We start from the raw sequence: 12,974 nt of genomic DNA, 5'->3' as shown, positions 1-12,974 counted from the left end.
GGATTCCGATGGCGGATTACGCGAAGACAGCGGCGGCGGTTCTCACCGGCGTCGGCGGAGAAGGCAACGTCACCTCGCTCGTGCACTGCGCGACGAGGCTCCGATTCGTGCTGAAAGACGAGAGCAAGGCGAGTGCCGCAGCCCTCCGCGCCACCCCCGGCGTGATCACCACCGCCCAGGCGGGCGGGCAGTACCAGGTCGTCATCGGCAACGACGTGCCCGAGGTGTTCGCGGCGATCCAGTCGCAGACGAAGCTCGGCGCGGGCTCCGACGACACCGGCGAGAAGACCCCGAAGGGCAACCTCTTCAACCGGTTCATCTCGATGATCTCGGCCATCTTCACGCCGATCCTCTGGGCGCTGGCCGGCACCGGTCTGCTCAAGGCGTTCCTCGCCGCGGCCGTCACCTTCGGGTGGATGGATGCCACGACCACCACGTACACGATCCTCAACGCCCTCTCCGATGCGCTGATCAACTTCCTCCCCCTCGCCCTGGCGATCACCGCGGCCCGCTACTTCAAGGCCGCCGAGTTCACCTCGCTCGCCATCGCGGGAGCGCTCGTCTACCCCTCGATCACGGCCCTCACCGGCGTTCCCGACGTGACGTTCTTCGGCATCCCGGTGACGATGGTCAGCTACGTCTCGAGCGTCATCCCGGTCATCATCATCGTGTGGCTGCAGAGCCACGCCGAGCGTTTCCTCTACGCGAAGCTGCCCGGCGCCATTCGTCGCTTCGTCACCCCGATGCTCGTCGTGCTCGTGGCCGTGCCGCTGATCTTCGTCGTCATCGGTCCGCTGTCGGCGCTCGTGGGCGGCGGACTCGCCTCGGCCATCGGCTGGGTGTTCCAGACCGTGCCGTGGGCCGGTGGCGCCATCATGGGCGGCCTCTGGCAGGTCTTCGTGATCTTCGGCCTGCACTGGGGCCTCGTGCCGCTCTTCCAGCTCGAGTACCAGACCACCGGCATGATCCTGCTCATCGGACCCGTCTTCGCCGCCGTGCTCGCCCAGGCCGCCGCGGTCGCCGGTGTGCTCGTTCGCACCCGCAACAAGAGCCTCCGCTCGCTCGCCGCCCCGGCGACGCTGTCGGGCTTCCTCGCCGGCATCACCGAGCCCGCGATCTACGGCATCAACCTGCCGCTCAAGCGCCCCTTCGCCTTCGGCATCGTCGGCGGCGCCGTCGGTGGCGCGCTCATCGCGATGGGCGGGGTCTTCTCGAAGGCGTTCGTCGTCCCCTCGGGTCTCGCGCTCCCCGCCCTGCTGGGCAACGGCAACATGGTCATGCTCGCGATCGGCCTCGCCGCCGCGATCATCATCCCGTTCCTGCTGGTCGTGCTCATCGGCTTCACGGACCCCGTCGACACCGCCGCCCCCGCAACCCCGGCCGCGGCGACCGACACCGAGGTGTCGAACCCCGTCGACGGCACGGTCGTCGCCCTCAGCGAGGTTCCGGATGCCGCCTTCGCCGACGGCTCGCTCGGCAAGGGCGTCGCGATCCGGCCCACCTCGGGCGCGGTCTACGCCCCGTTCGACGCCACCGTCGTCGCCGCTTTCCCCACCGGTCACGCGATCGGCCTGCGCGGCGTGGACGGCGTGGAGCTGCTGATCCACGTCGGCCTCGACACCGTCAAGCTCGGCGGCCAGCACTTCACCCTGAAGGTGCAGTCCGGCGCCGAGGTGAAGGCCGGCGACCTGCTGCTCGAATTCGACGGCGCCGCCATCGAGAAGGCCGGGTACGACCTGATCACCCCGGTCATCGTGACCAACGGCGACCTGTATCCCGACGTCGCCGACGTGGCTTCCGGACCCCTCTCGCACGGCGAGACGCTGTTCCGCGCCATCTCGGTCGACTCCCTCTCCACCGCCCGCTGACCCCCTGGAGGCACAGACTATGACGACCACTTCCTTCCCCGACGGCTTCCTCTGGGGCGGCGCGACCGCCGCGAACCAGATCGAGGGCGCGTACGACGCAGACGGCAAGGGGTACTCGGTGCAGGACGTGATGCCCCGCGGCATCTCGGGTCCCCGCAGCGACCAGCCCACGCCCGACAACCTCAAGCTCGTCGGCATCGACCACTACCACCGCTACGCGGAGGACATCGCGCTGTTCGCCGAGATGGGCTTCGGCGTCTACCGGTTCTCGATCGCGTGGAGCCGCATCTTCCCGAAGGGCGACGAGACCGAGCCCAACGAAGAGGGCCTGGCGTTCTACGACCGCGTGCTCGACGAGCTCGAGAAGCACGGCATCGAGCCGCTCGTGACGATCTCGCACTACGAGACGCCGCTGCACCTGGCCGAGGCCTACGGCGGCTGGACGAACCGCGAGCTGATCGGGTTCTACGAGCGCTACGCCCGCACGCTGCTCGAGCGCTTCGGCTCGCGCGTGAAGTACTGGCTGACGTTCAACGAGATCAACTCGCTGCTGCACGCCCCGTTCATGAGCGGCGGCATCCCGATCCCCGAGGGCGGCGTTCCCGAGCAGCAGCTGTACCAGGCGATGCACCACGAGCTCGTGGCATCCGCCCGGGCCACCCGCATCGCCCGCGAGGTCGCCCCCGAGGCGAAGGTCGGCTGCATGGTGCTGTCGATGCCGATCTACCCCCTCACCCCGTCGCCCGACGACGCCCGCGCCGTCATGGACGCCGACCACGGCAACCTCGTCTACGGCGACGTGCACACCCGCGGCGAGTACCCCGGGTACTTCCTGCGGACGCTGCGCGAGAAGGGCATCGAGCTCGACATCACCGATCAGGACCGCGACGACCTGACGAACACCGTCGACTTCGTCTCGTTCAGCTACTACATGTCGATCGCCGAGACCGCCGACCCCGCGAAGCGCGCCGAGGGCGAGGGCAACATCATGGGCGGCGTCTCGAACCCCACGCTCGAAGCGAGCGAGTGGGGCTGGCAGATCGACCCCGTGGGCCTGCGCCTCGTGCTGAACCAGTTCTGGGACCGGTGGCAGAAGCCGCTGTTCATCGTCGAGAACGGCCTGGGCGCGCGCGACCAGCTCGTCGAGGTCGACGGTGAGAAGACGGTCGTCGACGACTACCGCATCGCCTACCTCAACGACCACCTCGTGCAGGTCGGCGAGGCGCTAGAAGACGGCGTCGACGTGCTCGGCTACACCTCGTGGGGCTGCATCGACATCGTCAGCGCCAGCACCGCTCAGCTCAGCAAGCGATACGGTTTCATCTACGTCGACCGCAACGACGACGGCACCGGAACGCTCGACCGCTACCGGAAGAAGTCGTTCGGCTGGTACGCCGACGTCATCCGCACCAATGGCGCGTCGCTGACGCGCTGACCCCCCCCTGATCGGATCGGCCCCGGGTCCTCACGGCCCGGGGCCGACCTCTTGGAGTACATCTATGACCCGCATCGCCTTCCTCGACGTCGACGGCACGATCCTCGAGCACGGTTCGGTGATGGCGCCCTCGACCGCGACCGCCATCCGACAGGCGCGAGAGAACGGGCACCTCGTGTGGCTCAGCACCGGCCGCTCCGCCGGCGACATCCACCCCGACGTGCTCGCCATCGGCTTCGACGGCGCGATCACCAACGGCGGAGCGTATGCGACCCAGGCCGATCGGACGCTGGTGGAACGCCCCCTCGCCCGCGCCGACGTCGACACCCTCGAGCGGTACTTCGAGGCCCACGGCATCCACTACTTCCTTCAGACCCACGGCGGCGTCTTCGCCAGCCCCGGCATGGGCGCCGTGATGAACGAGTACCGGCGTGAGCGTCACGCCCAGCGCGCGGCCGAGCTCGAGGCCCAGGGGCTGCCCCCCGAGCAGCCGCTGTGGCGCGAGCCCCGGCCGGTGTCGGAGGTCGACCGCGACGCCGTCGCCAAGGCCGTCTTCGTCAGCCCCTCGACCGACACCGTCGCCCACGCCGCCGCCGAACTCGGCGACGGGTTCCACGTCATCCCGGGCTCGATCCCGCTGCCCGGCGGCTCGAACGGCGAGATCGGCCAGGCCGGCGTCACCAAGGGCTCCGCGATCACCGACGTGCTCGCCGAACTGGGCCTGTCGGCGACGGACGCCATCGGCATCGGCGACAGCTGGAACGACGTCGAGATGTTCGAGGTCGTCGGCACCCCCGTCGCGATGGGCAACGCCGTGCCCGAGCTGCAGCGCCTCGCCGGCCGGGTGACCACCGCCGTGCTCGACGATGGCGTGCACAACGCGTTCGCGGAGCTGGGCCTGATCTGACGGGTCGTGGGCCCACGCGGTCCACATGCAGGAGCGTTGGTTCGTGCGGCGCCTCACACGCAGCGCGACAGCACATGCGCCACACCGGTCATGCAGATGGACCCGCGGCCCGCGTTACTCGCAGCCGGGTGGGGCAGCGCGGGCGCCCTTTCGGCGCGGTCAGGCCCCCGACGTCACCCGGCGCGACCGCCGGCGACGCTCCGCCCGCTCGACGGGGGGAAGCCGCTCGACCAGACCCGGCATCGACTCCACGCGGGCCCGCTCGACGTGCGCGGCGGCGAGCGTCTGCGCGAGCGAGACGTGCCCGCCCACGATCGCCTCCACCATCTCGGCGTGCTCGTCCCATCGACCGGGGGTGTCGCGTTCGGGTGTCAGACGGAAGAGCCATCGCGTGCGCCCCGTGAGCAGACCGCTCATCCGCGAGAGCAGCGCGTGACCGGCGAGGGCGAAGATCTCGTCGTGCAGATCGGAGTTGCGCGACGAGGCCGACGCCGCGGCGACCGACGCGACGTGCGCCACGTCGAGCGCGGCCCGCAGCGCTGCGGTGTCGGCGCCCGCGGCGGCGCGCTCCGCGGCGAGTGCCGCGGCGAAGGGCTCGAGGTGCATGCGCATGTCGAACAGCTCCCTCGCGTCGTCGACCGTGAAGCGGTGCACGACGGCCGCACGGCGATGGGCCGACGACACGAACCCCTCGGCCTCGAGCACGTGCAGCGCCTCTCTGACGGGCACCCGCGAAACGCCGAGCTCCTCGGCGATGTCGCGTTCGCCGAGCTTGTCGCCCATGTCGATCTCACCGGTGATGATGCGCTCGCGCAGGATGTGCGCGATGCGCCGGCCGGTCGCGTCGATGTCGTCGTCCACGCCTCCATCCTGACAGGGGTGAGACGTGGGAGGAAACCGTCGTTTGGTATTCCAAACGACGCAATATGGGTCGCTCGAATGGCTTGAATCGCAATTTGGTACTCCAAAGTGACGCCCGCGTAAGGATCACATTGCGTGTTCGTTACATCGCCTTGGTATACCCGTTGCGCGCCGTAGCGTCACCTCCGTGCTCGCCTTCCTCCTCCGCCGCCTCGCCCTGGCCGGCGCCACGGTCTTCCTCGTGGTCACGATCGGCTTCGTCCTCGGTCGCCTCACCGGCGCCCCCGGCGCACTCCTGCTCCCCGACAACGCCAGCAGTGCCGACGTCGACGCGCTCAACGCCAGCCTCGGCTTCGACCGCCCGGTCATCGTGCAGTACCTCGACTTCCTCCGCGGAGTCGTCGTCGGCGACCTCGGCGACTCGTACCGCCTGCACGAGTCCGCGCTCGGGCTCGTGTGGGAACGCCTCCCCGCCACGGTCGAACTCGCCTTCTGGGCGTTCCTGGCCGGCTTCGCCCTCGCGCTCGTGGCAGCCGTCGTCATCCACCTCAGCGGCAGCCGGATCCTGCGCGCCGTCGTCGGCTGGCTCGGCGCCACCCGGCAGGCGGTGCCCGACTTCTTCTTCGCCCTGCTGCTCGTGCTGATCTTCTCGGTCACGCTCGGCCTGCTGCCGTCGCTGGGCCGCACGAGTCCGGCGAGCCTCGTGCTCCCGGTCGTCACCCTCGCCACCGGCCAGTTCGTGATGTATCTCCGCCTGCTCGACGCCGCGCTGAGCGATCAAGCCGAGCAGGACTACGTGCGCACGGCCTTCGCGATCGGCCAGTCGCGACCGACCATCCTGTTCACGCAGATGCTCCCCAACGCCCTGCCGCCGGTGCTCGGCATGGCCGGCCTCAACCTCGGCGGTCTGCTCGGCGGCACCGTCGTGGTCGAGGTGGTGTTCGCCTGGCCGGGGCTCGGCAGCCTGCTGACGGCCGCCGTGAGTCAGCGCGACTTCCCGATCGTCCAGGCGGGGCTCCTCTTCGTCGCCGTCGCCTTCGTCGTCGTCAACACCCTCGTCGACCTGCTCGTCGCCCGCATCGACCCCCGAACGGCCACCTCATGACCACCGTCGCCCTGCCCCCGCTCCCCGAGGCCGCGACCTCGGCACCGCCCCCTCGCCCCCGTCGTCGGCGCCTGCGCCCCTCGGCCGTCGTCGGCATCGTGATGCTCGCCGTCGTGGTCGGCGCGACCGCGCTGCGTCCCGTGCTGCCCGGCTTCGACCCGCTCGGGCAGGACCTGTCGCGCGTCCTGCTCCCGCCCTTCGTCGACCCGGCGCACCCGCTGGGCACCGACCCGCTCGGGCGCGACCTGTTCAGCAGGATCGCCCTCGCCTCCGCCGTCACCCTCGGCATCACGGTGGCCATCGTGTGCCTCAACGCGGTGATCGGCACCACGGTCGGCATCCTGGCCGGCTTCTTCGGTGGGCGGATCGAATCCGCTCTGTCGGTGCTGTCGAACACCGTGCTGGCGATGCCCGTCGTCCTGCTGCTCATCGCCGTCTGCGCCGTCGTCCCGCCCAGCGCGGGGCTCACGATCCTCGTCGTCGGCTGCACCTGGTGGGTGGGCTACGCCCGGGTCACCCGCAACGTCGCCGCGGCCCTTCGGGCGCAGGACTTCGTCGTGGCACCGCGCACACAGGGTGCCGATCGCTTCTGGTCGCTCACCCGGCACGTGCTGCCGAACGTCTGGCCGCACACGCTCATCATCGCCGCGACCGACATCGCCACGATCGTGCTCGTCGAGGCGTCTCTGGAGTACCTCGGTCTCGGCGTGCAACCGCCCACGCCCAGCTGGGGCGCCATGATCTACGACGGCCAGAAGTACCTGGCCACCGACCCCTGGCTGGTGATCCTGCCCGGGATCGCGATGTTCCTCGCCGTGGGCGGCGTGCAGTTCCTCAGCCAGCAGTTCACCGCCGAGGCGCGTGGCGCCTTCCTGCGCAAGGGAGCCCGACGATGACCCGTCCCGTCCTGTCCGTCGAGAACCTGCGTCTGGATGCCACGACCGACGAGGGCCACCGCACCGTGGTTCACGACGTCTCGTTCGAGGTGGCGCCCTCGTCCGCGCTCGGCGTCGTCGGCGAGTCCGGCTCCGGCAAGAGCCTCACGATGCTCGCCGCCCTCGGCCTGCTGCCCCCGGGCGTGCGCGTCGCCTCGGGCAGCGTGCGCATCGACGGCCGCGACGTGACGTCGATGAGCGAGCGGGAGCTCCGCAGCATGCGCGGTCGGGTGACCGGGATGGTGTTCCAAGACCCGATGTCGGCGCTCAACCCGCTGCGCTCGGTGGGGGCGCAGGTCGCCGCGGCGGTGCGCGCCCACTCCCCCGCCACCTCGCGCACCGCCGCCCGCCGACGCGCGGTCGAGCTGCTGCAATCGGTGGGCGTCCGCGACGCCGCTGACCGCGCGGCGTCGCGGCCCCATCAGTGGTCGGGCGGCATGCGCCAGCGCGCGGTCATCGCCATGGCCATCGCCAACGACCCGCTGCTGCTCATCGCCGACGAGCCCACCACGGCACTCGACGTCACGGTCCAGGCGCAGGTCATGGCCCTGCTGGACGACGTGCGCGAACGCACCGGGTCGGCGTTGGCGCTCATCAGCCACGACCTGGGCCTCGTGGCCCAGCACACCGACGACCTCGTCGTGATGCGGTCGGGACGAGTCGTCGAGCACGGTGAGACCCGCGCGGTGCTGTCGGCCCCCGCTCACGAGTACACGCGGCGGCTGCTCGCGGCGGCGCCGTCGACCCGCACCGGGGCAGACCGCCCGGCGCTCGTCGAGACCGCCGAGGAGCCCGCCCTGGAGGTGACCGACCTCGTCGTCGAGTACCCCGGTCGTCGAGGCCGGCGCACCCGGGCGGTCGACGGGGTGTCCCTGCGCATCCGCGCCGGAGAGACCGTCGCCGTCGTCGGGGAGTCCGGATGCGGTAAGTCGTCGCTGCTGCGCGCCATCCTGGGCCTCACCCCGGCGAGCGCGGGCACGATCCGCTTCGAGGGGCGCACCGTCTCACCCGACATCGCCGGGCGCAGCGCCGAGATCCGCTCGCGTGCTCAGGTGGTGTTCCAAGACCCGTCGTCGGCGCTGGACCCGCGCATGAGCGTCGCCCGCTCCGTCGGCGAACCGCTGAAGATCCGCCGGAGCTTCACGTCGGCGCGCGTGCGCACGCTGCTCGACGGGGTCGGCCTCGACAGCTCGTTCGACGATCGTCTGCCCACCCGCCTGTCGGGCGGGCAGCGCCAGCGCGTCGGCATCGCGCGCGCTCTCGCCCTCGACCCGGCGATCGTGCTGCTCGACGAGCCCGTCTCGGCGCTCGACGTGTCGATCCAGGCGCAGGTGCTCGACCTGCTGGGCGGTCTGCAGCGCGAGCAGCGACTCGCGTACCTCTTCGTCTCGCACGACCTCGGCGTCGTCCGCGGCATCGCGGACCGCGTCGTCGTGATGCAGGCCGGACGCATCGTCGAGGAGGGCCCGACCGAGCGCGTCTTCGCCGAGCCCCGGCATCCGTACACCCGCACCCTGCTCGACGCCATCCCGCACCTCTTCTCCGACTCACCCACCCGCCCCGCGTCACCCGCCCTCGCCGACTCACCCACCCTCTCTGCGTCGCCCACCCGAAAGGCCCTCTCATGACCCGCTCGACAGCCCGCCGCGCCCTCGCAGGCGCCGCCGCCCTCACCCTCGGCAGCGTGATCCTCGCCGGATGCGCCGGCGGATTCGACTCCCCCACCGGCTCGGGCGAGACCGCCCGCACGAGCCTGACCGCCGCTCTGCCCACCGATCCGAGCTCCATGGACCCCATCCGTTCGGGCGCGCTGGTGGTGCTGTCGGTCTTCTTCCACACCCACGATCAGCTGGTGAAGATCGCCGCCGACGGCACCCTCGAGCCGAAGCTCGCGACGGACTGGAAAGCCAACGACGACCTGACCCAGTGGGAGTTCACGCTCACCCCCGACGTGACCGCCAGCAACGGCGAGGCCATCGACGCCGACGACGTGGTCTTCACGTACGAGACGATCCTGGGCGATCCGAGCGGCGAGAACTACGCCTACCTCTCGTCCCTCGACAGCGTCGAGGCGGTGGATGCCACCACCGTGCGCTTCACCCTCAAGCAGCCGTTCTCGGCCTTCCCCCGCAACACCTCGCTCATCTCGATCGTGCCCGCCGACACCTACCAGCAGATGGGGGCCGACGCCTACGCCCGGGAGCCGATCGGATCGGGGCCCTACGTCTTCGACAACATCACCACGGGCGTGTCGTACGACCTGAAGCGCAACGACGACTACCGGGGTCCGGCCCCGGTCATCGAGGAGATCTCGCTGCAGCCGGTGTCGTCCACCGAATCGCGCGCGAACGGCGTGCTCTCGGGCAGCCTCGACGTCGCCCAGATCGGACCGACGCAGGTGGCCTCGGTGCAGGCCGCGCCGTCGGCGCAGACCTTCTCGGCCGCCTCGAACGGGGTCGTCTTCCTCGGCGTGAACTCCACCGCCGGCCCCCTGCAGGACGTGCGCGTGCGCCAGGCGGTGGCCAAGGCCGTCGACACCCAGGCGATCGTCGACTCCCTGCTGTCGGGACTCGCCGAGCCCGCGAAGGCCATGATCGCGCCGGCGGTGGAGGGCTTCTCCGACTCCGTCCAGCCCGTCGGCTACGACCCCGACGGCGCGCGTGCGCTGCTGGCCGAGGCCGGCTACGACGGCACGCCGATCCCGTTCGACTACGCCACCGACGGTCGCATCCCGCTCTCGAGCGAGGTGGCCCAGAGCATCCAGGGCTACCTGCAGGCCGTCGGCATCGCCGTCGACATGCGCGGCGCCGACCAGCAGAGCCACACGCTGAAGGTGCGCGGCCGCGAGATGCAGGGCGTCTACCTCAACACCTGGGCCCCCTCCACGCTCGACGGCGACCTGCCCCTCACCGACTTCTACGAGACGGCGGGCAACAACAACTACGCGCAGGATCCCGCCACCGCCGCCTGGGCGGCGGAACAGCGCGGGGTCGAGGGCGACGCACGCCAGCAGGTCTTCGAGGAGCTGTTGGACTACAGCAACACGCAGGGCTACTTCGTTCCGCTGTACGTGCCCTTCAACAACTTCGCCGCCGTGAGCGGACTGCGTTGGACCCCGCGCGCCGACGGTCTGTACGACTTCACCGGAACGAGCTTCGAATGACCTCCACCGTCCTCACCGACGTCCGCCCCTGGGGCGGTCCCCTCTCCGACGTCGTCCTCGCGGACGGCCTGATCGCCGGCATCCATCCGGCGGGCACGGAACCCATCGACCCCGCGACCGAGACGGTGTCGGGCCGCGGACGCATCCTGCTGCCGTCGTTCGCCGACGTGCACGTGCACCTCGACTCGACGCGCATCGGCCTACCGTTCCGGCCGCACACCGGGGTGCCCGGGGTGTGGGGCATGATGCTGAACGACCGCGACAACTGGCGCCACGCCGAGCGGAGCATGGAGCACCGCGTGGCGACGACGCTCGAGGGCGCGATCGCGCGCGGCACGACCCAGGTGCGCACCTACGCCCAGGTCGACGTCGACGCGGATCTCGAGAGATTGGATGCCGTGCTCGCGGCGCGCGAAGCGAACCTCGACCGGTGCGAGGTCGAGATCATCGCGTTCCCGCAGGCGGGTCTGCTGCGCGAGGCGGGATCGATCGAGGTGCTCGATCGGGCGATGGCCCGCGGGGCCGATGTGGTCGGCGGGATCGATCCGTGCGCCCTCGATCGCGACCCGGTCCGGCATCTCGACGCCGTGTTCTCCATCGCGGAGCGCTACGGCGCCCCCATCGACATCCACCTGCACGAACCGGACCAGCTGGCGAAGTTCTCGGCCGAGTTGATCGTCGAGCGCACCCGCACCCTCGACATGCGGGGCCGCGTCACCATCTCGCACGGCTACGGCCTGGGGCGCCTCCCCGAGGCGCAACTGCGGGCGCTGCTCGAGCAGTTCCGCGACCTCGGCATCTCGATGGCCACGATCGCACCCCCGTCGCCGCTGCCCACACGCCTGCTCGACGAGTACGGCATCGCGCTGGGCCTCGGGCAGGACGGCCAGCGCGACTACTGGTCGCCCTACGGCAACACCGACATGCTCGATCGCACCTGGCAGCTGGCCTTCACCAACGGCTTCCGCCGTGACGACGACATCGAGCACTGCGTCGCGATCGCCACGGTGGGCGGTCGCGCGGTGATGGGCCGCGCGGCCATGCCCGCCCTCGGCGCCGACCGCCCCGGCGTCGGGATCGGCGACCCCGCCGACCTCGTGCTGGTCGCCGGCGACACCGTGACGGCGGCCGTGATGGACCGCCCGAGCGACCGCACCGTGCTCTTCCGCGGTGTCGTCGTCGCCGACGCCCTCGAGCTGACCGACGGGAGCCGCGCCTGATGCTGCTGCTGAGCACGCCCCAGCTGGAGGGTCTCGTCGACCGCGAGGCCATCGCCGAGGCCGTCTCCCGCGGGTTCGCCGAGATCGCCGAGGGCCGCGCCGATCAGCCCGGCCCGACCTCGATGTCGACGCCCGCGGACTCCAACCGCTTCATCCTGATGTCGGCGGTATCCGAGGCCTCCGACCTCGCGGGGGTCAAGCTCCTGGCCGACGTCCCCGACAACGCGGGGCGCCGGCTGCCGACCCAGCGCTCGATGATCCTCGTCGTCGATCGCGTCGACGGGTCGCCGGTCGCGCTGCTGCACGGCGCCGTGCCGACCCGGGTGCGCACCGCCGCCGCCAGCGCGGTGGCCACCCGCACGCTCTCGCGCTCCGACAGCCGGACCCTCGGGCTGATCGGCGCCGGGGCGTTGGCCCGCGAGCACGCCCTGGCGCTGCGCGACGTGCGGCCCTTCGACCGCGTCGTGGTGTGGTCGCGCACGCGCGAGCGCGCCGAGGGTCTCGCCGCCGACCTTCGAGACGAGGGATGGCCCACGACGATCGACGTCGTGGCATCCCCCCGCGAGGTGCTCGAGGAGGCCGACGTCGTCTGCACGCTGACCCCGTCGGTGGAAGCCATCGTCGAGGGCGCGTGGCTGCGCCCGGGTCAGCACCTCAACGTCGTCGGCGCCCGCCCGCGCGCGGATGAGCGCGAGGTCGACGGTGCGGCCATGGCCCGGTCCTCGATCTGGGTCGACGACCGGGCGACGGCGCGCACGAAGTCGGGCGACCTGCTGCGGGCGATCGCCGAGGGCGCGATCTCCGAGGCCGACGTCGTCGGCACGATCGGAGAGGTCGTCGCCGGTCTGGCGCGGGGCCGTCGGTCGCCCGGCGAGATCACGCTGTTCGACTCGGTGGGGATCGGTGCGCAGGACGTCGCGGTCGCCGACGTCTTCATCCGCGCCGCCCGCGCGCAGGGCCTCGGCACGACGGTCGACCTGAGCGCCTGAGCGCCTGTCGCTCGCCGGCGGCTCGGACGCTGCCGCCCCCGCGCTGCCGGCCCGAGCTGGTGCCCCGCGCTGAGAAACGCGATCCACGCGGCATCCACGCGGCGGCGCCCGCTCGGCATCCGCGATGTCGATAAACGCTGTTCGTGCGCATAAACGCGGTGACGGGGCGTTTATGCGCACGAATGGCGTTTATGGACGCACCACACCACCGCGACTCCTCGCCCGCTGGGGGCCGTGCGCCATTGCGGCACCGCGCACCTCTTGCGCGTCGGACTCGCCCGTCGGTCTGTCGTGCGAGCGGGCCCCCCACCGATAAACGCCATTCGTGTCGATAAACGCGGTGACAGAGCGTTTATGCGCACGAATCGCGTTTATCGATGCCGACCGCAGCGCCCCGCGCCGACGGAGGACGCCACGCCCACCGCGGGGCCCCACGACCCCACGCCCACCGCACGACCTCCACCGCCCGGCGAAGAGACCGGAACGCCGCG

Annotated in this window: 10 protein-coding genes; 9 read left to right on the top strand and 1 reads right to left on the bottom strand. The window is 71.1% G+C overall.

The window, feature by feature from the left end; all coding sequences use genetic code 11:
• Positions 1-8: 8 nt before the first annotated feature.
• The 3 genes from IFU40_RS03495 (at position 9) to IFU40_RS03485 (ending at position 4,210) form a co-directional block, all read left to right on the top strand.
• Positions 9-1,868: a beta-glucoside-specific PTS transporter subunit IIABC gene (locus IFU40_RS03495; protein ID WP_191925384.1), complete on the top strand. Its 1,860-nt coding sequence runs from the start codon at positions 9-11 to the stop codon at positions 1,866-1,868.
• Positions 1,869-1,887: 19 nt separating this feature from the next.
• Positions 1,888-3,303 (top strand): glycoside hydrolase family 1 protein, encoded by a 1,416-nt coding sequence (locus tag IFU40_RS03490; RefSeq protein ID WP_191925383.1) that lies wholly within the window; start codon positions 1,888-1,890, stop codon positions 3,301-3,303.
• Between the two features lie 64 nt (positions 3,304-3,367).
• Entirely contained in the window at positions 3,368-4,210 is an 843-nt protein-coding gene (locus IFU40_RS03485; protein ID WP_191925382.1) for a Cof-type HAD-IIB family hydrolase, read from the top strand.
• Positions 4,211-4,369: 159 nt separating this feature from the next.
• On the opposite strand, the gene IFU40_RS17150 is transcribed toward IFU40_RS03485, so the two are convergent.
• Positions 4,370-5,071 carry a GntR family transcriptional regulator gene (locus tag IFU40_RS17150; protein ID WP_055832800.1) on the bottom strand — a complete coding sequence of 234 codons (702 nt, stop codon included), beginning with the start codon at positions 5,069-5,071 and terminating at the stop codon, positions 4,370-4,372.
• Between the two features lie 187 nt (positions 5,072-5,258).
• Here IFU40_RS17150 and IFU40_RS03475 point away from each other — a divergent pair, with 187 nt between their 5' ends.
• The 6 genes from IFU40_RS03475 to IFU40_RS03450 are packed head-to-tail and all read left to right on the top strand — an operon-like array spanning position 5,259 to position 12,483.
• A complete protein-coding gene (locus tag IFU40_RS03475; protein WP_055832799.1) occupies positions 5,259-6,176 on the top strand; it encodes an ABC transporter permease in 918 nt (305 codons plus the stop codon).
• The gene (locus tag IFU40_RS03470) at positions 6,173-7,072 is read left to right on the top strand and encodes an ABC transporter permease (protein WP_070409100.1); all 900 of its coding nucleotides are present in this window, start codon (positions 6,173-6,175) and stop codon (positions 7,070-7,072) included. Before IFU40_RS03475 ends, IFU40_RS03470 begins: the two co-directional genes overlap by 4 nt.
• The gene (locus IFU40_RS03465; RefSeq protein WP_191925381.1) at positions 7,069-8,739 is read left to right on the top strand and encodes a dipeptide ABC transporter ATP-binding protein; all 1,671 of its coding nucleotides are present in this window, start codon (positions 7,069-7,071) and stop codon (positions 8,737-8,739) included. The genes IFU40_RS03470 and IFU40_RS03465 overlap by 4 nt, the downstream gene beginning before the upstream one ends.
• Positions 8,736-10,274, top strand: coding sequence for an ABC transporter substrate-binding protein (locus tag IFU40_RS03460; protein ID WP_055832797.1), 1,539 nt, complete (start codon positions 8,736-8,738; stop codon positions 10,272-10,274). Before IFU40_RS03465 ends, IFU40_RS03460 begins: the two co-directional genes overlap by 4 nt.
• A complete protein-coding gene (locus IFU40_RS03455; RefSeq protein WP_191925380.1) occupies positions 10,271-11,494 on the top strand; it encodes an amidohydrolase family protein in 1,224 nt (407 codons plus the stop codon). The genes IFU40_RS03460 and IFU40_RS03455 overlap by 4 nt, the downstream gene beginning before the upstream one ends.
• The gene (locus tag IFU40_RS03450; protein ID WP_191925379.1) at positions 11,494-12,483 is read left to right on the top strand and encodes an ornithine cyclodeaminase family protein; all 990 of its coding nucleotides are present in this window, start codon (positions 11,494-11,496) and stop codon (positions 12,481-12,483) included. The genes IFU40_RS03455 and IFU40_RS03450 overlap by 1 nt, the downstream gene beginning before the upstream one ends.
• Positions 12,484-12,974 lie beyond the last annotated feature (491 nt).

It is taken from the genome of Microbacterium sp. CFBP 13617, from assembly GCF_014839445.1.
Taxonomy (GTDB): Bacteria; Actinomycetota; Actinomycetes; order Actinomycetales; family Microbacteriaceae; genus Microbacterium.
The sequence above is the reverse complement of the archived record's forward strand: the minus strand, read 5'-3'. Positions and strand labels throughout refer to the sequence as shown.

Coding starts and splice junctions, on each gene's coding strand:
- IFU40_RS03495 (WP_191925384.1), top strand. CDS start 9: ATGGCGGATTACGCGAAGACAGCGGCGGCGGTTCTCACCGGCGTCGGC.
- IFU40_RS03490 (WP_191925383.1), top strand. CDS start 1,888: ATGACGACCACTTCCTTCCCCGACGGCTTCCTCTGGGGCGGCGCGACC.
- IFU40_RS03485 (WP_191925382.1), top strand. CDS start 3,368: ATGACCCGCATCGCCTTCCTCGACGTCGACGGCACGATCCTCGAGCAC.
- IFU40_RS03470 (WP_070409100.1), top strand. CDS start 6,173: ATGACCACCGTCGCCCTGCCCCCGCTCCCCGAGGCCGCGACCTCGGCA.
- IFU40_RS03465 (WP_191925381.1), top strand. CDS start 7,069: ATGACCCGTCCCGTCCTGTCCGTCGAGAACCTGCGTCTGGATGCCACG.
- IFU40_RS03460 (WP_055832797.1), top strand. CDS start 8,736: ATGACCCGCTCGACAGCCCGCCGCGCCCTCGCAGGCGCCGCCGCCCTC.
- IFU40_RS03455 (WP_191925380.1), top strand. CDS start 10,271: ATGACCTCCACCGTCCTCACCGACGTCCGCCCCTGGGGCGGTCCCCTC.
- IFU40_RS03450 (WP_191925379.1), top strand. CDS start 11,494: ATGCTGCTGCTGAGCACGCCCCAGCTGGAGGGTCTCGTCGACCGCGAG.